We start from the raw sequence: 17,437 nt of genomic DNA, 5'->3' as shown, positions 1-17,437 counted from the left end.
CTGTATTAGACAAAGTCGTAATACAGGGATTTTTCAGAGTATTTCAAGGGGCTATCGCAAGATTAGAACCTGTATTACGACTTTGTCTAATACAGGCTACAAGTGAACGAAACAAACCCTGTTGATTGGAGCCTTTAGGATTTTAACTGGAAGTGTTGAAACAGCTCTTTATTATGGTAAACAGACGAATACCTTAGGTGGATGGTGAAAAGCATGAGAGGTAATGGTATTCATTCCGGGTAGCCTTGATGCAGCGATAGCGTAATCAAGGTTTATTGATGTCGCACCGTCAATTAATATTCTCTAGCCCGGTATTGTATTATCATCATTGTTTATGAACAGGAAAAATAACCAGGAATTCGGCTGACTCGTTGTTTGAGCCTGCCCGTGGAATTGGAGCGTGACTCCTTGATTACGCTGTCGCTGCATCAAGGCTTACTACCTTACTACTTTACAACAAATACACGCCTGGAATCAGGCTCAAAGAGCCGTATTCGGGTTATCTTCTGAAAAAACATCATTGGCAATAACTTATTTCTTTCTGGCGACTATTCTCTTTCGTAAATACAAAATCAGGGCGGGGAAGAGCATCATGATAATGCCCATGGAAAAAATTTGGCGAAAATGAGCAGCACCGCCCACATCCATGCTTTCCTCTGGCGGAATAAAACCAACAATCAGCGTGATGGTGCATCCAAATAATCCTAAAATACAGATTAGATAATAACCAATCTTGCCTCCCGGTATGGCAAAGGGTCTTTTCATGTGGGCAAATTTACTTTTTAAGTTCCAGGCTGCCAGAAACATTAATACGTACATCATAATATAGAGTTCTGTGCTTAAATCAGTAAAAAGCCAATAGATGGCATTCACACTGGGAAACAACAAAAAACCGCTGCATAAAAAAGTAACCAGCACCGCTTGCAACAAAAGTATTCGTGACGCAATTCCGTGGCGATTCAGTTTGCACATAAATTGCGGTAAAAAGTCCTGTTGTGCTGCCATCAGTAAGCCCTTGGCAGGCGAAATAATCCAGTTAATCATACTGCCAAGACTTCCTAAAAGCAGAAGAAATACCAATAAAGGCATTAGCCCACTTAAATGATAAGCCTGAAAGAAATTATCAAAGGCACGCATTACGCCATCAACCAGGCTGATTTTTTCTTTAGGCAAGACAAAAGCAATGGCTAAAGAGCCGAGTATCATAGTGAATAAAATGAGCAAAACCGAAAAAAACATAGCCCGTGGAAAGTTCTTTTGCGGATCTTTGACATTTCTGACATGTACAGCCGCAAGTTCCATACCTAAAAATGAGGTCATAATCGCCGTTAAGGAAACCCAGGACTGACTGTCTTTCCATTGGGGTAATAAATGAGGAAGACTCAGATCAATAGCTATTGGATGCCCATTAATTAACCAGATTAGTGCCAGCAGAATAATAAATCCCATGGGAATGATCATTCCGACAATAGCGCAAATCCCGGCAAATGCAGCAGAAGTCCGCAAACCGGACAATCCTATCAAGGTCAAAGACCAAAAAATGATTAAGATAACCGAAATGAGATAATACTTGTTTTGTGAGAGTTCGGGATTGATCAAATAAGCGATCGTTCCTGCAATAAAAGACAGTATTGTGGGATACCAGACCAAAGTATTGATCCATTGCAGCCAGATGGTGAAAAAAGCAATATTTTCACCAAAAGCGTGTTTTACCCAGCTGTAGATCCCGCCTTCCTCTTCTGACCAGGTTGAGGACAGCTCGGCTGAAACCAATGCAACGGGTATTAAAAAGATTAGGGCAGAAAAAATAAAAAAGAAAATCAAGGTCGAGCCAAATAAAGCAGTGCCGGGTAGATTTCTTATACTGTCTATTGCTCCGGTAATAAGTAATACCAAAGCAAGCACCGATATTTTTTCAGAGGACCAGTTTTTCATTGATTCATGGAGTTGTTAAAAAGAAATAAATCATACAGTAAGTTAGGACTGGAGGTGAACTTATATTTTAACTAAAACAGGGCAAAATCATATTTTGTTCCCATAAATTCGCCGATTGTCATGATATCATGAATAAATCAGGCCACGAAGGCGTTGCGATAATAGCCTGGATTTTTGTTATAGATCTTGCCTTCATTCCTCTTTTACTGCATGTTATAAAGTGCACATGGATATTTAACTGGCGGCACGAAGTGTACCGTATGCTCTGCCACCAAAGGAGCGATTATGAAATTGTATTATTACAAAGGTGCTTGTTCTTTGGTAGTTCGCATCATTATGAATGAATTGGGCATTAAGTTTCAGGACGAGGAAGTGGATCTGTGGGCAAAAAAAACAGCCAGCGGAACGAATTTTCTGGACATAAATCCCAAGGGAGCTGTACCTGCTTTGGTTCTTGATAATGGTGATGTAATGACGGAAAGTCAGGTTATTTTACAGTATTTGACTGATATTACGTCAGGACACGAGTTGTTAGCTCCTGTTGGCAATTTGAAACGCTACCATACTCTTGAGTGGTTGAACTATGTCTCTACTGAACTTCATAAAACTTTGGGTATGTTTTTTGTGCCTATGGTTACAGAAGAGATTAAGGAAAAATTACTTATCCCCTTGGCTATGTATAAACTGGGTTATGTAGAAAAGCATTTATCGCATAATACCTATCTTATGGGTGATTATTACAGTCTTCCAGATGCCTATTTGTATGTTGTCCTACGTTGGGCAAGGAGTTTTACCCTCGATTTTACTTTATATCCTAATTTACTCAAATACATGGAGTTAATTCAAAACAGAGCAGCTGTGACACTTTCCTTAAAACAGGAAGGATTTTAATACTGTCTGGTGATACAGTTATTGTGGAGACCATTTCTTTAAATAGTACAAAACACGCTTATTGATCAAGGTAATGCTCTCTTTGAATGCTTTAATGCTCGCTAATGCAGGGGCATTCATTTTTTTGTTCTCTATTAATTCGCAATTTGATTATTTTTTTAATAAAATAAGGTCAATTTATTTTCAAGTTAATTCGAGTTAAATCGTGCACTGTTACCAGGATTTGATTGAAATTTTTAATAAGTGTTTTGCTCTAACGTATAATACTCGTTTGGTCAAAGGGGACGACGAACCTATTTATCTTCCAGCTGATGAGGGGCGTTCTTCTAACGAGATTCATTTTGCTCATGGATTTTACAGCAGTGCACTGCATGAATGTTCTCATTGGTTCATCGCAGGCGAAGCGCGGCGTAAATTGATTGATTTTGGCTATTGGTATATGCCTGATGGGCGTAATGCAGAACAACAAGCGTTGTTTCAAAAGGTAGAAGTCAAACCTCAAGCTTTAGAGTGGATCCTTTCAGTAGCTGCCGGTCATCCCTTTCGTGTTAGTGTTGATAATCTCAATGGTGCACAATCGGATACGGATTCATTCAAAAAGGCTGTTTATGATCAGGTACTCGATTATTGTGCCATAGGACTGCCGCAACGTGCCTTGATTTTTCGCCAGGCGTTATGCGACTTTTATCAACGCCCACTAGAGTTAAAAGCGGATGATTTTGTGCTCAGTGCGCTTTAATATCTGGCTCAAAGTTGGGCGAGGTACCTTACCTGTTAGCGCAAGGCAATTAATGATGTAACACCACACCTAAAGTCCAGTCCAGATTTTGGTCTGGTGGAATGTAATTGATGGCTTGATTGGCGACCAAGCCATAACCATCAACCATAAGGGCATAATAATAAGCGGAAAAAAGGCAATATTGATACACGTATTCATCATCAGGAAACTGAGCGTTGAGCGTTTCCCATTGCTGGTGACATATCTCGCTGTCGGCCTGTTGCAAGAGATTTTGGCTGGTCAGGGTATTGTTTTCGAAATGAAATAAACTGCTGTCTGCCAGATTGGCGATTCCACCAATAGAATACCAGTTGGTTACCGGGTTTGTGGCCAGTAAGGGCTGAATAACATTGTTTACTTGATGTACTTTGGTCATTAACTGAGCGACTTGCTGTTCGCATGTGGAAGCATCACCTTGTCCAGTTTCGCCATCTGGTAAAGGATAATTATTGGCAAAACAGGACGCTGAATTGAGAAACTGATGAGCTACCTCAGTCTGTCCTAATCCCAGAAAACTTTGGACATAAAGGGTATAATGTTGGCCATAAATATCTATTTCTGCTGGCGATCTGGAACTTGTCTCTGGATTTTTTTGGATTGGGAAAACAATCTGAACTGAAGCACCACCCATATCCATTACGCCTACAGGTTGGTTTTGGGAATTATTGAGGGTATCCAGATGATAATTGACTGAGAGCCAATCGTACAAGGCTTCATCAGTTCCGGTAATGGTTTTGGCATTAACAAGCGACCATTGTGTTTGTTGGGCAAACCAGGATTGCAATTCATCGTAGTATTTTTTTTGTTTTGTAGTCGGCAACAGCCTCATGCCGGCAGTAGCATAAAAGTAAACTGGAATGTGATCATAGGGTGCACCTGATAGCAAGGTGGTCAGGTAGGCGTCTATGGTGTATTGATTGGGTTCTATGGTCGCAAAACCCGGTCTGATTTTTTTATTCCAGATTTCATTAATATGAATAGGTGAGCGTGTATGATCCAGGTCGTAAGAGTATATATGAAGTCGGGAGCCTGTGCTGCCAGCATCAATAACGGCTATACATTGATGGCTGGAACACGCATTATCGGCAGCATCAACATGAAAGGGGACAATGACCAGACAAGCCAAAATGACTATTAATCGGAACATGATTTAAACCACTGTTCAAAGATGGTTCATGATACATTATGTCTATTTTAGTGTCAATAACAAGCGTGTATTCAGCCAACAGAAACCTCGCTCTAGCCAGAGCCTTGATGCAGCGCAATGAGGTCGCTTCGCAACACTGTTTAATCCTCCTCACCCTTGCTCTCTCGCCTACGCTACGCATAGCGGAGAGGGGAATACTTGGTATGTTCAATTAAGTAGGTGGGGAGTTACTTATTTACTTTTTAGTCTAAAAATAGTACATTAATTCAGCAAATTTATTAAACCACCTAACGCTTAGGCAGTTATTATGAAATCGCAAGAAAAAAAGGGATCCCTGTACGCTATATTATCAGGTTTTTTATATGGCTTTATCGGTTATTTTGGTCTTAGTGCGATGAACGGGAAACTATCTGCTGAAACCATGTTGTTCTGGCGCTTCTTTATTGCAAGTGGGTTAATACTGATTATTATTATCCCGCAAATAAAACAGGTTAAGAATTCATTTCTGTCTTTGTTCACTGCTTTTATAGGTGGTGCTTTGTATTATGGTTTTTCCACTCTTTTGTATTTTTATTCTTCTTTATATATTGGCTCTGGTTTGGCAATGGTTATTTTCTTTACCTACCCTGTGATGATCATGTTCTTAAACTTTATTCTTTATGGACATACCATGCCCCGAATCTATTATTTGGCTGCCTTTATTATTCTGATGGGGATGTTGTTAATGATTGATTTGGGAGACGTTGCTTTTGATATAGCTGGTATAGGTCTTGGGGTTGTTTCTGCTTTTTTCTATGCGTGTTATCTGATTAGCAGTAAACGCAATATACTTCCGCCTGTTTTTTCCACTTTAATGGTCTGTTTGGGTTGTATGATGACTTGTCTTCTGATGGCTTTATGGAATCATACTTTTGCTTTTCCTGCATCGGCGACAGTTTGGGGTAATTTATTGGGGATTGGGGTTATTGCTACCGTTATTCCTGTTTTATTGATGTTGTTGAGCTTGCAATACATCAGTTCTGAGAAGGCTTCTTTGTTGTCTGTACTTGAGCCGGTATTTGTGGTCATTTTTGGGGTGCTTTTTTTGGGAGAGGAGATAAGACCATGGCATGCGCTGGGGATAATTTTGGTTTTATCCGGGGCTTTAATTACTTTATACAGTCACAGGATTAATTTAGGGCAATTCAAGCAGTGGTTACTTAGGATAACTCGTGCTTGAATGAGAGGTGGTCATTTGAATTTGATTGCGCTCATTTCATGCCTTAGGAGGCTGAATCCAACCAGTTAATTATGATTTCATGTTCTGCGGGATTTAACAGAGCAGGAGCATGGCCTGCGTCTTCTATTTCAAAAACATCCGTTTTGTGATGAGTACGCTGCATTCTTTTGATGATTTCCGGGGTCAGTAAATCGGAATGAACACCGTGGATGACAAGAACAGGGCATTGTATTTTTTGCCAAATTGACCAGAGATCGATGTCAAATAATATTCCTTCCATTGCCTTGTGAGGGTGGTGAAAAAACTCGGATATAATCTGAAATGTTGATTTTGGATTTTTTATTCCAGGATCGACCTTGGCTATAAAGCGTCCAGGGGCGACTTGTTCTATGCTGTGTCGGGTAAACTCATCCCATTGTTGCTCCGTTAATGCTCCAAATCCAGAGAAATGAGTTTTATAGAATTGCTTGGCTTCTTCAACGCTTTTGTACTCAGGTTCTTTACCAGCATATTTAGCCAGTCTGCGTAATCCAAAAACTGGAATCTGTGGACCTACATCGTTTAGAATCAGACGTTGAATGGGCGAGTTGGGTAGAGCCGCCATCATCATTCCTATGAGTCCACCCATGGAAGTACCTATCCAGTCAAAATGATGTGCTTTTGTTCGGGCAACAAGAGCGTTCATATCAGAGAGGTACTGAGTAAAGTTGTAATTCTGTGAGTTTTTAAGCCATGAGCTGTCCCCACGACCCACTATATCAGGACAAAAAATATGACGTCCGTGCAAACTCAGATAATAGGCCAGTGCATCAAAATCATGGGAGTTGCGGGTATATCCGTGCACACAAATAACGGCTGGAAGTTCAGAATCATAGTCTCCCCATTCGGAGTAAGCGATATTATGAAACCCTTCGTTGGATATTCCAGAACAGAATTTTTTTTTCATAGGATGGTTTCCACGGTTCGTTAGGTATACTTTTAGTACCAATTGCCGTAATAGCTGTTAGAACCACAACATCCGTTATAATTTGTTCCACAGCAGGTGCTGGAACAGCTGGCACATAATACGGATACAGAAATGATGATCAGAGCCAATATAATTTTTTTCATTGCCTATCCTTGCTTTATTGTGTATTTTAAATATACGACATGAATTTAAATTTTTCCAATAAAGCAGGCGATGTGCACAATTATACTGGCTTATAAACGGTATTTGAGTGTTTTTTTTGTACTTTTAAGTGGTTACACTACATAGGTAAGATTCAATAAAACGCCGTTAGTATAGAGGTGGTTCAAGGTTAATCCTGTATTTAAGCTTTGATCAAAAGCGCGTCCCAGTTCACTTTTACCCCAGTCAGCAAATTCATAGCCCACTCCTATTTGCCAGTGGTTATTCAGTGTTTTTTGTATTCCTGCACCAAGCGTATAGGTAAAGGTTGTTTTAATCTGGTTAGTAAAATTGGGATTGGTTATGGCTTCAAAAATTAGAGGGGTGTTGGTGTAATCATTGGCATGATTAAATCCCGCTCCAATACTTGCACTGACCCAGGGCATAACCCAGTACCCTTTGTTGAGCAATAATTTACTTTTAATGGCGATGCGAGCAGAACTGATTTTGTATTGGTAACTGTAATTATCAAATTCAGGATCAGCATCGTCCCATATAACTCCCTGAAGTTGAGTATTATCGTAGGCTGCAGCAGCAAGCCCTAATTGACCTAACCATGAGGATGATAATGCTTTTTGCACTCCCCAAAAAACCTCGCCTGAAGCAAGGGCATTAGTGGTTTTTGTGGCTACATAAGTCTTTTCAATGTCCGGGGTCAAGTAAAAAGTTTGTGTTTCGCCAGCTCCAGCCCAAGCGGCACCTGCACTTACAGAACCAACCCAGGTCCAGTCTCTGGAAGGCATAATAGAACCCATAGCTCCGGCAAAAGCGTTACTTGCCAATACACTGGCTGCGGTAAGAGAACAAAATAAACGATACATTATAAACTCTCCGTGTAAAGTAAAATCGGGGCAATCAGTGCGCTCTATTATGCAAAAAGAAACAACATCAGCCTAAGGCACAGTAGCATTTATTTTCTTGCATCATTAAAACAACAGTACTGGGTTGTGTCAGAGTTAAAGAACCGCAACTGACGTTTTCACCAAGAATAGAGTCCTTTCTGAACCCGAAGTAATATACTTTATCCTTAGGTCCTCGTCCAGTATAGGATTTTCCTAACGTGCCGTACTCTTTATGATCTACAGTAAAACCAATCGCAATTGCATTTTTTTCCGTGGTTTTAACTGTTACTTTGATGGTATCGGCTGCAAATACTTGAGCCGCAAACAAACTCATCCCCAGACAGCCCCAAAATTTGGAAGTGTGTTTTATCATAATCGTCCTTGATTTTTTTTATGGGTACTCTTAAAAGCTATAGAGAAAATCGGGTTTTGTCCATAGCGAATAAACACAAAATCATCTTGGACTTTTTAAATGCTTAAAGTCTAACGATGCGGGCGGTACACCTTACCCAGGCTCGGCAAAATCTAACCATTGCAGCTTCCATAAATCATGCAAGAATAACTGGTTGGGTTCATAATTTAAAAAAGGCACTAGTGCGTCTTGGGTTATGAAGCGGTTATTGGCGATTAAACGCAGTAGTTCCGCTGATACGCCTTGAGTCTCCCAGATGCAGCCATTAATGTACAAACGAGGTTGATTGGTATCATCGTTGCTGAGGTAGGCAAAACGGCATGATGGGTCTCTCATCAAATCGTTTTGTTTTAATTCGCTGATAAACTCATCTAAATTACCCCATTCATCCTCTTCGAGGGGAGTGGCTAATTGCTGTTCTGCTTGATGATCAAGCTGGGTTGCAAAACATCCAAACCACGATTTTATGACGTTTTCATCATCAATCAACTGGTGTAATAATTTTTGAGCCTGTTGCCATGCCGGTGGTGTAAGCTCGGAAGTATCCTTTTGACAAGACCAGTCCGGATCGTGATACAAGGTTTTAAACTGCCCGTTTTCGGATAGAAATTCGCCAAGGCTATCCAGAAGCTCTTGGCCTTGATAGCTTCTGTATCCGAAAGAGTAGGTCATGCAGTCATCTGACAAGGAAATGCCATAATGGCCAATATGGGGAGGCAGATAAAGCATATCGCCCTCTTCAAGGATGACTTCCTCTTCAGTATCAAACTCCCTCATAATCCGTAACTCCAGATTCGGGATGTAATTTTCAGGAGTACAGTTTTTTGCGGTAAGCGACCATTTGCGCCGCCCCTGAGCCTGATACAAAAAAACATCATAATTATCGTAGTGAGGGCCTACGCTACCATGCTGTGTTGCATAGCTTATCATCACGTCATCAAGCCGCCATTGCGGTATAAAATCAAAATGATTCAGTAAGGCATACACCTCTGGAACTACCTTATCAACACCTTGAACTAATAAAGTCCAGTGATCTTTGGGAAGCGAGGAAAATGCCGATTCTGCAAATGGCCCTCTTTTTAAGTGCCATTGATTGGCTTTATCGGTCGTTTCAAAGACTATCCTGCTTTCCATATCCTCTTCCAGAGCGAGGCCTGCTAGCTCATCAGGAGAGAGCGGATTGATAAAACCCGGTAAAGCGGAACGAATGACCAGGGGCTTTTTTTGCCAGTATTCTTTGAGAAAAGTATTTAGACTGAGTTCTTGGAAATTAACCATATAGCACACATCTTTTTTTTGACTTCGTGGTGCTGATTTATACACCTACAATTGGATGGAGGCAAATTTTTTATAAGATATAGAAACTATAGATGGCCTGTATTGATGAAGTTGTAATGCATGATCTTTTCTGTACTGCTTAATGGCTTTGTTTTAAGAACACTCTCATCCAACCATCAGTTTTCCTACCAAATACTCCCTTCTCCCTTGAGGGAGAAGGGTTGGGGATGAGGGTGTGGTATGCACGTGCCCCACGAAATTGACAAAAGATAAACAATAAGATTACCTGCATGTTTTGAATTGAATTGAATGGATGCAGAAGAATGGAACACCGGATGTCACTTATTTATTGGAGCCTTAGTACTCTGTGTGTAGCGCTATCAAAATTGTATCCACTATTTTAAGCTAGGGCATGAACAAGCGAGCAAAAGCATTAAGGCAAACCATGACGGATGCGGAAAACCGCATGTGGTACTATTTACGCAACAGGTGATTAAGTGGGTATAAATTTATTCGACAGCACGTTATTGGCAATTACATTGTTGATTTTGTGTGTCGTGAAAAAAATTGATCGTTGAAATTGATGGCAGTCAGCACATGGATGCTGTTGATTACGATTTACGACGTTCTCACTATTTGGAACGCCGAGGTTATAGAGTGGTGCGCATATGGAACCACGATGTGTTTAAAAATATTCAGGGCGTGATGGACAGTGTGTTGCATGAACTTGAGATTGTACCGCACGCTTCCCCCTCATCCCCAACCCTTCTCCCCAAGTGGAGAAGGGAGTAGCTTGAGTGGAAATTGTTTTTTATGATTATGACTCTGCCGGCGTGCGGTAGGACAAGCCTGTATTCAGAACGAATTCTTAATAAAGGCTCAAACTCTTCACTGATGAAAAAAATAAACACCTATGGGATTACTATAAAAAGATTAAGGTTTACTCATTATGCTCAATGTTTTTTGAAGGTGATTGTGTTTTAAGCTTCTTAAGAAGTCGCCTTGTTCATTTTTTTATAGACTTACTTAATTATTTATTAACTTTTGAATGTTAGAATCAGGGGGTAGTATGAATGACCTGAACTTCTGATGCTATTCCCGATTTTAATATCGATTAGAACAATGGATATCATGAGGGTACTTCCCCTGCTAGAGAAAAAATGAGGTGATAATGAGTCGTAAAATAGCGCTTACTAAAAGTTTGGCTGATTTCGCAGAGTGGCTTGGAAGAATAGCTGGTGATAAAACAAATGATGAGATTGAACGGATTGTGCAGCAAGCATCAAGTTTGCATGATCAGTATCTCTCTACTCCTGAAAAAAAAATCGTGGATTGGTATGATTTTTTGAGTCAGTTCTACCTTGTTCTTGAATTGTATCAAAAACAGCATCGTAATGCCAAATCCTGGTGGGGACGATTGCTCGAAGTGCTGGGTTTTCTTTCACCGCAAGAGCGCTCTTTGCAGCAAACCGTTGACACTGTTTATGACTCCTTGAAACATGCTCAAAAAGAGCGAGATATTTTGATTTACCCGGGTTTTTTCTTTGCAGTTCTGCGCTCTTTGGGGATATATTGCAGTCTGCTGTTCAAGAAAGATCCTCCTCTTCAGGAAATAAAATGTAATCAACTTAATTATCTTTCTCATCACTTGATGGGTGAGCATGATCTTACTGGGCATGAGTTATTGCAAGGTAAAAACCTTACAACGTCTTATGTTGATTTTTTTTGCGATTTGGATTTATTTATAACCAACAAACATAATTGTCTTGATGCAAAAACAACTTCAAGCCTTTTGATGTTACGCAACAAGATTAAAGATGCCGCTAAAATAGCTCAACTTATCAGCTTTTTTCATACTATGGACGAGCTTTCTCGCTGGAACGGCTTGTCTCAGCTGACTTCTGCTATTAAAGCAGGTATCAATCAACTTAAAGTCTACGATTTTATGCTTATTCCTCACGGCTACGCTGGTGAAGCAGGTGGACATAGTACTCTGATTGAGTGCAGGAGGATCAATCAGGACGAGGTAGTTTTCAGATTTATTAACACAGGAGATGGGCTTATTGAAACCAGTAGTTATAAGACACTGTTAAAAATATTCTTTTGGTGTGATGGCGGTACTTTCCCAATGAAGGTAAGCAGTCCTATCTCCGTTGCGTCTTTGGTTTATGATGATTTTATCGAGCGACTGTTAATGCCTGGAGTAATTGCTAATTGTGCTGATAATGAACTAATGAATGCGCCACTTTTGGATTTATACAATGTGGGTAAATTGCATGATGATGAGCAATTTCTGAGACCGCAGACTAATGGGACTTGTGCTCATTCGTGTATACTTGAGTGGTTTAAAACACAGGTTCCGCAATCGGTTTTTGTTTTGTTCTCGACTTTTATTACTCTGAGAGCCAATAAGAATCTGGATCGTTATACACCCCCTGATTCAGATCATGAAGCCAGCGTTAAGGTTTTGAAAAAAGCAGCCAAAGACACAATTCTGCAAAAGAGAAATGAATATTCCACAACAAAAAAACAGATTGAGGCAGAGTTCAAATCGCTGCATCTTGTATTGGAAGGTCTCTTTAGGAAAAAGAAAAAAAATCTCCCTAATCATTTTAATTACGCTGCTTACTATAAAAATAAATGTCAGAGTAAAAAACTCAGTCCAGAAGAAAGAGTCACAATTATCAATCAACAGCCTCTGGCTTCTTTGCATCAACCCAAAGACATTATTATTATCCGGGCATTAAGCGCTTTGTTTTTCCGAACGCCAACGGCGCAGGCGAAATCGGCACGATTAAGCGACACAGCGCAAAAAGCAATTTTGGCAAAACAACTTGCAGGCCATGAGGCTTACTTAAATACCGCAAAAAGTATGATTGTCTAATCGGAAGTGAAAGGCTCCGTATCAATAAAAGCAAGTTAAGTTGGTCATCCCGCATTGCATTTGGGATGACGAAGTGTTGTTCGGATAGCAGCTGAGCCAGAGACTTGCATTCATCAATAATTATTAACTGTTTTGCAGAATTTGCTCCAGTTCTCCTGAGGCTTGTCGGGAAAAATTAATCAGATCGGCTTCTTCCTCAAAGAATTCGAAGGACTTCAGTAGTGCTGCTTCATCGTGTTTTTGAAAAGCGTTGGCTTTTTTCTCAATGTCTTCCTGTTTGTAACCAACAAATTTCAAGACTTCCTTGGTCATGGTTAATGAGGAATCAAACAGTTCGCGTTTAAAGTATTCCACGCCTGCTTTGTGTAATTCATATGCGTGACGACGATTACGAGCTCGGGCATAAATCTTGAGATTGGGGAAATGCTGTTTCGCCATGTGCACTATTTTTAGATTTGCATCAGCATTACCAACAGTTACTATGAGTAATTTCGCATGTTCTGCCCCGGCGCTTTTGAGTAAATCCAGGCGATTTGCATCTCCAAAATACCCTTTGTAACCAAATTTTCTCAGTAATTCAATTTGTTCCGCATTTTTTTCCAAGACTGTTATCTTGATGTTTTCACCGTTTAGAAAGCGGCCAATGATTTGCCCGAAGCGTCCATATCCCGCAAGAATGATGTCATTTTTTTCGTTGATGGTATCGTATTCTCGCTCCGGTAATACGCTCATAAATTTAGGAACAATATAACGATGGTACAGTAACATCAGAATAGGCGTGGTCAGCATGGATAAAGCCACAGTCAGTGTACATATGGCTCTGTTATCGGCACTGATTACCTTTAAAGAACCGGCATATTGAAAAAGTACAAAAGCAAATTCCCCACCTTGTGCCAGGGCAATTGCAAAGCCTATAGTCTGAATTTTGGTCAGTTTAAATAATCGGCCAAGCAGGAGCAGGATGGATAGTTTAAGTGCAACCAAACCCAAAACAGCTGAACTGATCAACAGCATTTCATCCGAAAACAAAGTGAAATTAATCCCCATTCCTACAGAGATAAAAAACAATCCCAATAGCAGTCCTTTAAACGGCTGTATGTCTGCTTCTACGGTGTGTTTGTATTGAGAGTTTGCTAATACAACGCCTGCGATAAATGCGCCTAAGGCGGGTGAAACACCTATGGTTTCCATTAATACCGTGATGCCGACAACTAAAGCAAGAGAAAAGGTGGTAAAGACTTCACGTATGTTGGTGCGGGCAATGATGAGAAATAAATGCCGTGATAAATAATGTCCTGTTAAAATAACAGCACCTATTATTCCTGATACCAAAAGTGCATGCTGCCACTTGGGCAGATGGGCAATGAAGGCGTTTTCATGGAGATTAATGGGGGCTGCACCGCCATTTTGTGCCAATAAGGGCATAATGATCAAAATGGGGATGACGGCAATATCCTGAAATAACAACACAGCAAAAGAGGCTTCTCCTTCTGTTGTTTTGAGAAGATTTTTTTCCTGAAGCATTTGTAGAACAAGGGCGGTTGAGGACAGAGCCAGCGACATGCCTACCGCCAGGCTGGCTTGCCAGCTGTATTGCATGAATATACCAATGCCTGTTATGGCTGCTGTGGTAATGAGAACTTGTAGTCCTCCTAATCCGACAATCAGTTTCCTGAGTTTCCACAGCATGATGGGCTCTAGTTCCAATCCAATCAGGAACAACATCATGATCACGCCGAACTCGCCAAAACTCATGATTTGTTCGGAATTACCGATGAGCTTTAATCCAAAAGGACCTATCAGTATCCCTACCATGAGATAACCGATTACAGAACCCAGTTTAAAGCGATTGGCAATGGGTACCATGACGCTGGCTGCTGCAAGAAATATAAAAATGTTTAAAATCGGGTTTTGGTTCATTCTGTATGCCTAAGGGTAAGGTTATTTTCCGTGACAATTTTTAAATTTTTTACCACTGCCGCAAGGGCAGGGGCTGTTCATGGGAATGGTTTTATTGCTCCTGAAATTGTCTGAGTTTTTGCTGATTCCATCAACATAAAACCAAATCTTGTCTTCTTGGTTAAATTCACTTAATTCATGTATGGTTTTTAATTTATTGCGCTCAATCAATACCGCTTGAAACTCAACGAAACCTTTGTGCGGTGTTTCGAGACTGGAGTGCAAGACGTTTAATCTTACAAAGGTAACCTGTTGCGCCCATGTTTTAGCTGCATCAGCATCAAAATGGGTTAGGGGCTTACCTTTCATAGTGTGTTTAATGTAGTCAATGTTCGCTAAACTGTAAGCGGTGTATCGTGAGCGCATGAGCTGTTCCGGAGTTTGTGGAACGTGATTGCCATCTATATAGATCCCACAACATGCGCAGTAGAGTGTTTGTGAACCACAAGGACAAAGCGACATTGAATTCCTTGCAATAATGAGATTGCCCGAATTATATAAGACTTCGCCTCATTTGAACACCTTAAGTGTTGTTCTGCTCACATTGTGCATGGTCATGTTGCGTTAAAGACAAGAAAGATGAGTGCGGTTCAGTATTCATTCGCTGGTCTTTTTACGAGCTATATACTGGTAATTAACCGCCATATTCAAACCGGCTTCAGTGAGGGAGAGATATCGGTACTCCAGATCTGCTGTAGTCCTCTCTAACCATTCATTAGCGATGCAAATGTCTGCCAGTTTATGAAGCGTTTTTAAAGTCACTTCAACCCCCAGTTTCTCAGATAGTTTTGCAGCAGCTAATTCATCGAGGCTAATAAACAGAGTTAGTCGGGTTTTTCCCTCTGCCCTTAGTTCGTCATAGAATAAATCTAATACGTCCATTTCGTTCATTAATCTTCCCCTATCATGCTTGAATGTTTTCATTCGTGTTTTGGTCTCGTTGCGTGCTGCCAAGCAAAAGCTATATGTTTCAATGTTTCTTGTTCATATTTAATTGTAGCTTAACCTAAATAAAATCAGCGAGTTATTTTGGAGTTACAATTATTGGATTATGTTGTAGTTTACATTACTTCCTTTTAAGCCTATATTTGAATAGTGTTACCTAATTCAAGTTGAGGTGTGACCATGAGTCATGGCGGCAAAAGAGACAATGCTGGGCGCCCCAAAGGGCAGGGGAAATATGGGGAGTCAACCAAGGCATTGCGTGTTCCTGTATCGCGAATAGGGGAGATTAAAGCGTTTTTGGAAGGCAGTTTCTCTTATAAAATTCCCCTGTATGCCAGTACCGTCCGTGCGGGATTCCCGTCTCCAGCTGATGATTACATAGAGACGCATCTGGATTTAAACGAATACGTAATCAAGCATCCAGCGGCTACTTTTTTTGTTACGGCCTCAGGTGATTCGATGAAAGATGCAGGCATTGCCTCGGGAGACATGCTGGTGGTTGACCGAAGCCTTGAAGCAACGCATGGAAAAATAGTGATCGCTGCTGTCAATGGGGAATTGACCGTCAAGCGTTTATCACGTACAGCCGGAAAGGTTCAGCTTTTACCGGAAAACAATCAATATCAACCCATAGAAATTACCGGAGATGAAGATTTGGTCATTTGGGGTGTTGTGACTCACGTAATCCATCCAGCGAGTTGATGATGTTTGCTTTGATTGATTGCAATAATTTTTATGCTTCCTGTGAGCGATTGTTTCGTCCTGATTTGCGCAACAAACCTATTGTTGTTTTATCTAATAATGACGGCTGTGTTATTGCTCGTTCCAATGAAGCCAAAGCCCTTGGTATTGCGATGGGAGCCCCTTTTTTTAAAATTAAAGCATTGACCAAACAGCACGGCATTCAGGTTTTTTCATCTAATTACACCTTGTATGGCGATTTATCCCAGCGAGTGATGTCGGTGATTGAAGCCGCATGGCCGGAAGTTGAGACTTATTCCATTGATGAAGCATTTCTTGATTTAAGTACCATGCCACGTTCCATGCAGGATTCTTTTTGTGCTCAATTGCAAAAAAATATTTTAAAATCGACCGGAATTCCTACATCTATAGGCATAGGCCCTACAAAAACTCTGGCAAAAATAGCCAATCATGTGTGCAAAAAAGAATTGAAAATACCGGTTTTTAATGTGACTGAGCAACGACACTGGCTCGGAAAAATCAGTGTGGGCGATGTTTGGGGGGTAGGTAGGCAGTGGCAAAAGAAATTAATGAACAAGGGAATTCATACTGCTCTGGATTTAGCGCAACTTAATGCCCACATGATTAAGAAACATTATAATGTCGTGCTGATGCGTACCGTTATGGAATTACAAGGAATACCATGTGGGGGGCTGGAGGTCTGCGAACCCAAGCAAAGCATTATGTCGTCCAAAAGTTTTGGCGAGATGCAAACTCAATATTCTTCCTTGGCGCAGGCCATCAGCAGTCACTGTGCCCGAGCCTGTGAAAAAGCACGTCGTCAAAACCTGGTAGCGCAGCGGTTGTATGTATTTATTCGTGGTAATCCTTTTCGTCAGGATTTGGCGCAATATGCGAACAGTATTGAATGTCGTCTGGTGAACCCCACGGACGATACCCGAATAATTACCAAAATGGCCAAACTGTGTTTGAAAAAGTTGTTTAAACCGGGGATTCATTATAAGAAAGTAGGCGTCATGCTTGGGGATTTGGTCGATAAATCAACCATCCAACTGGATTTATTTCATCAACCCAGCGATGAGGCGCTGATAAAAAAAGACATGTTAATGTCTGTTTTTGATACCATTAATACCCGCTTTGGGAGCCATACCATTAAGCTGGCGGCGGAAGGGTATGCTAAACCCTGGGCAATGCGTGCGCAAATGCGCTCGCCTTGTTACACTACCCGCTGGGCTGAACTGCCATGCGTTACTCTTTATTAATCAAGATGAGATTTT

At 40.8% G+C, this 17,437-nt stretch carries 16 protein-coding genes and 1 pseudogene; 7 read left to right on the top strand and 10 right to left on the bottom strand.

Features of this window, described 5'->3' with window-relative positions:
* Positions 1-531 precede the first annotated feature (531 nt).
* The gene (locus Lwor_RS10370; RefSeq protein WP_058493804.1) at positions 532-1,935 is read right to left on the bottom strand and encodes an APC family permease; all 1,404 of its coding nucleotides are present in this window, start codon (positions 1,933-1,935) and stop codon (positions 532-534) included.
* Positions 1,936-2,220: 285 nt separating this feature from the next.
* Between Lwor_RS10370 and gstA the strand changes: the two genes are divergently transcribed.
* Positions 2,221-2,826: a glutathione transferase GstA gene (gstA, locus tag Lwor_RS10365; protein WP_058493803.1), complete on the top strand. Its 606-nt coding sequence runs from the start codon at positions 2,221-2,223 to the stop codon at positions 2,824-2,826.
* Positions 2,827-3,031: 205 nt separating this feature from the next.
* A complete protein-coding gene (locus Lwor_RS10360; protein WP_058493802.1) occupies positions 3,032-3,565 on the top strand; it encodes an elongation factor P hydroxylase in 534 nt (177 codons plus the stop codon).
* 49 nt (positions 3,566-3,614) lie between these two features.
* Here Lwor_RS10360 and Lwor_RS10355 read toward each other — a convergent pair whose 3' ends face one another.
* Entirely contained in the window at positions 3,615-4,751 is a 1,137-nt protein-coding gene (locus tag Lwor_RS10355) for an acetate and sugar kinases/Hsc70/actin family protein (protein ID WP_058493801.1), read from the bottom strand.
* Between the two features lie 307 nt (positions 4,752-5,058).
* On the opposite strand from Lwor_RS10355, the gene Lwor_RS10350 reads away from it, so the two are divergent.
* Entirely contained in the window at positions 5,059-5,970 is a 912-nt protein-coding gene (locus tag Lwor_RS10350; protein ID WP_083501614.1) for a DMT family transporter, read from the top strand.
* Between the two features lie 43 nt (positions 5,971-6,013).
* Here Lwor_RS10350 and Lwor_RS10345 read toward each other — a convergent pair whose 3' ends face one another.
* The 5 genes from Lwor_RS10345 to Lwor_RS10330 form a co-directional block, all read right to left on the bottom strand.
* The gene (locus Lwor_RS10345; protein ID WP_058493799.1) at positions 6,014-6,916 is read right to left on the bottom strand and encodes an alpha/beta fold hydrolase; all 903 of its coding nucleotides are present in this window, start codon (positions 6,914-6,916) and stop codon (positions 6,014-6,016) included.
* A 32-nt stretch (positions 6,917-6,948) separates the two neighbouring features.
* Positions 6,949-7,080 carry a hypothetical protein gene (locus Lwor_RS14225; protein ID WP_274519232.1) on the bottom strand — a complete coding sequence of 44 codons (132 nt, stop codon included), beginning with the start codon at positions 7,078-7,080 and terminating at the stop codon, positions 6,949-6,951.
* Between the two features lie 132 nt (positions 7,081-7,212).
* Positions 7,213-7,959 carry an outer membrane protein gene (locus tag Lwor_RS10340; RefSeq protein WP_058493798.1) on the bottom strand — a complete coding sequence of 249 codons (747 nt, stop codon included), beginning with the start codon at positions 7,957-7,959 and terminating at the stop codon, positions 7,213-7,215.
* Positions 7,960-8,026: 67 nt separating this feature from the next.
* Positions 8,027-8,353: a hypothetical protein gene (locus Lwor_RS10335; RefSeq protein ID WP_058493797.1), complete on the bottom strand. Its 327-nt coding sequence runs from the start codon at positions 8,351-8,353 to the stop codon at positions 8,027-8,029.
* A 132-nt stretch (positions 8,354-8,485) separates the two neighbouring features.
* A complete protein-coding gene (locus Lwor_RS10330) occupies positions 8,486-9,670 on the bottom strand; it encodes a cupin domain-containing protein (RefSeq protein ID WP_058493796.1) in 1,185 nt (394 codons plus the stop codon).
* 412 nt (positions 9,671-10,082) lie between these two features.
* Between Lwor_RS10330 and Lwor_RS13545 the strand changes: the two are divergent.
* A pseudogene (locus tag Lwor_RS13545) lies at positions 10,083-10,462 on the top strand (endonuclease domain-containing protein).
* A gap of 379 nt (positions 10,463-10,841) precedes the next feature.
* Positions 10,842-12,554, top strand: coding sequence for a hypothetical protein (locus tag Lwor_RS10325; protein ID WP_058493795.1), 1,713 nt, complete (start codon positions 10,842-10,844; stop codon positions 12,552-12,554).
* 123 nt (positions 12,555-12,677) lie between these two features.
* Here Lwor_RS10325 and Lwor_RS10320 read toward each other — a convergent pair whose 3' ends face one another.
* The 3 genes from Lwor_RS10320 to Lwor_RS10310 all read right to left on the bottom strand — a co-directional run bounded on the left by Lwor_RS10320 (position 12,678) and on the right by Lwor_RS10310 (position 15,404).
* On the bottom strand, positions 12,678-14,474 hold the full coding sequence (locus tag Lwor_RS10320; protein WP_058493794.1) for a monovalent cation:proton antiporter-2 (CPA2) family protein: 1,797 nt from the start codon (positions 14,472-14,474) through the stop codon (positions 12,678-12,680).
* A gap of 21 nt (positions 14,475-14,495) precedes the next feature.
* Positions 14,496-14,975, bottom strand: a complete 480-nt coding sequence (locus Lwor_RS10315) for a YchJ family protein (protein WP_058493793.1) — start codon at positions 14,973-14,975, stop codon at positions 14,496-14,498.
* A 135-nt stretch (positions 14,976-15,110) separates the two neighbouring features.
* Entirely contained in the window at positions 15,111-15,404 is a 294-nt protein-coding gene (locus Lwor_RS10310; RefSeq protein ID WP_058493792.1) for a hypothetical protein, read from the bottom strand.
* 234 nt (positions 15,405-15,638) lie between these two features.
* Between Lwor_RS10310 and Lwor_RS10305 the strand changes: the two genes are divergently transcribed.
* The gene (locus Lwor_RS10305) at positions 15,639-16,160 is read left to right on the top strand and encodes a LexA family protein (RefSeq protein WP_058493791.1); all 522 of its coding nucleotides are present in this window, start codon (positions 15,639-15,641) and stop codon (positions 16,158-16,160) included.
* A 2-nt stretch (positions 16,161-16,162) separates the two neighbouring features.
* A complete protein-coding gene (locus tag Lwor_RS10300) occupies positions 16,163-17,422 on the top strand; it encodes a Y-family DNA polymerase (protein WP_058493989.1) in 1,260 nt (419 codons plus the stop codon).
* The last annotated feature ends 15 nt before the right edge of the window (positions 17,423-17,437 follow it).

Origin of the sequence: Legionella worsleiensis, assembly GCF_001467535.1 — a bacterium.
Lineage (GTDB): Bacteria > Pseudomonadota > Gammaproteobacteria > Legionellales > Legionellaceae > Legionella > Legionella worsleiensis.
This window is presented reverse-complemented; position numbering and strand designations above follow the sequence as displayed.

What these genes read in the sequence shown, in the direction of transcription:
- Lwor_RS10370 (WP_058493804.1), bottom strand. Translation starts at nt 1,935, where the DNA reads ATGAAAAACTGGTCCTCTGAAAAAATATCGGTGCTTGCTTTGGTATTA.
- gstA (WP_058493803.1), top strand. Translation starts at nt 2,221, where the DNA reads ATGAAATTGTATTATTACAAAGGTGCTTGTTCTTTGGTAGTTCGCATC.
- Lwor_RS10355 (WP_058493801.1), bottom strand. Translation starts at nt 4,751, where the DNA reads ATGTTCCGATTAATAGTCATTTTGGCTTGTCTGGTCATTGTCCCCTTT.
- Lwor_RS10350 (WP_083501614.1), top strand. Translation starts at nt 5,059, where the DNA reads ATGAAATCGCAAGAAAAAAAGGGATCCCTGTACGCTATATTATCAGGT.
- Lwor_RS10345 (WP_058493799.1), bottom strand. Translation starts at nt 6,916, where the DNA reads ATGAAAAAAAAATTCTGTTCTGGAATATCCAACGAAGGGTTTCATAAT.
- Lwor_RS14225 (WP_274519232.1), bottom strand. Translation starts at nt 7,080, where the DNA reads ATGAAAAAAATTATATTGGCTCTGATCATCATTTCTGTATCCGTATTA.
- Lwor_RS10340 (WP_058493798.1), bottom strand. Translation starts at nt 7,959, where the DNA reads ATGTATCGTTTATTTTGTTCTCTTACCGCAGCCAGTGTATTGGCAAGT.
- Lwor_RS10335 (WP_058493797.1), bottom strand. Translation starts at nt 8,353, where the DNA reads ATGATAAAACACACTTCCAAATTTTGGGGCTGTCTGGGGATGAGTTTG.
- Lwor_RS10330 (WP_058493796.1), bottom strand. Translation starts at nt 9,670, where the DNA reads ATGGTTAATTTCCAAGAACTCAGTCTAAATACTTTTCTCAAAGAATAC.
- Lwor_RS10325 (WP_058493795.1), top strand. Translation starts at nt 10,842, where the DNA reads ATGAGTCGTAAAATAGCGCTTACTAAAAGTTTGGCTGATTTCGCAGAG.
- Lwor_RS10320 (WP_058493794.1), bottom strand. Translation starts at nt 14,474, where the DNA reads ATGAACCAAAACCCGATTTTAAACATTTTTATATTTCTTGCAGCAGCC.
- Lwor_RS10315 (WP_058493793.1), bottom strand. Translation starts at nt 14,975, where the DNA reads ATGTCGCTTTGTCCTTGTGGTTCACAAACACTCTACTGCGCATGTTGT.
- Lwor_RS10310 (WP_058493792.1), bottom strand. Translation starts at nt 15,404, where the DNA reads ATGAACGAAATGGACGTATTAGATTTATTCTATGACGAACTAAGGGCA.
- Lwor_RS10305 (WP_058493791.1), top strand. Translation starts at nt 15,639, where the DNA reads ATGAGTCATGGCGGCAAAAGAGACAATGCTGGGCGCCCCAAAGGGCAG.
- Lwor_RS10300 (WP_058493989.1), top strand. Translation starts at nt 16,163, where the DNA reads ATGTTTGCTTTGATTGATTGCAATAATTTTTATGCTTCCTGTGAGCGA.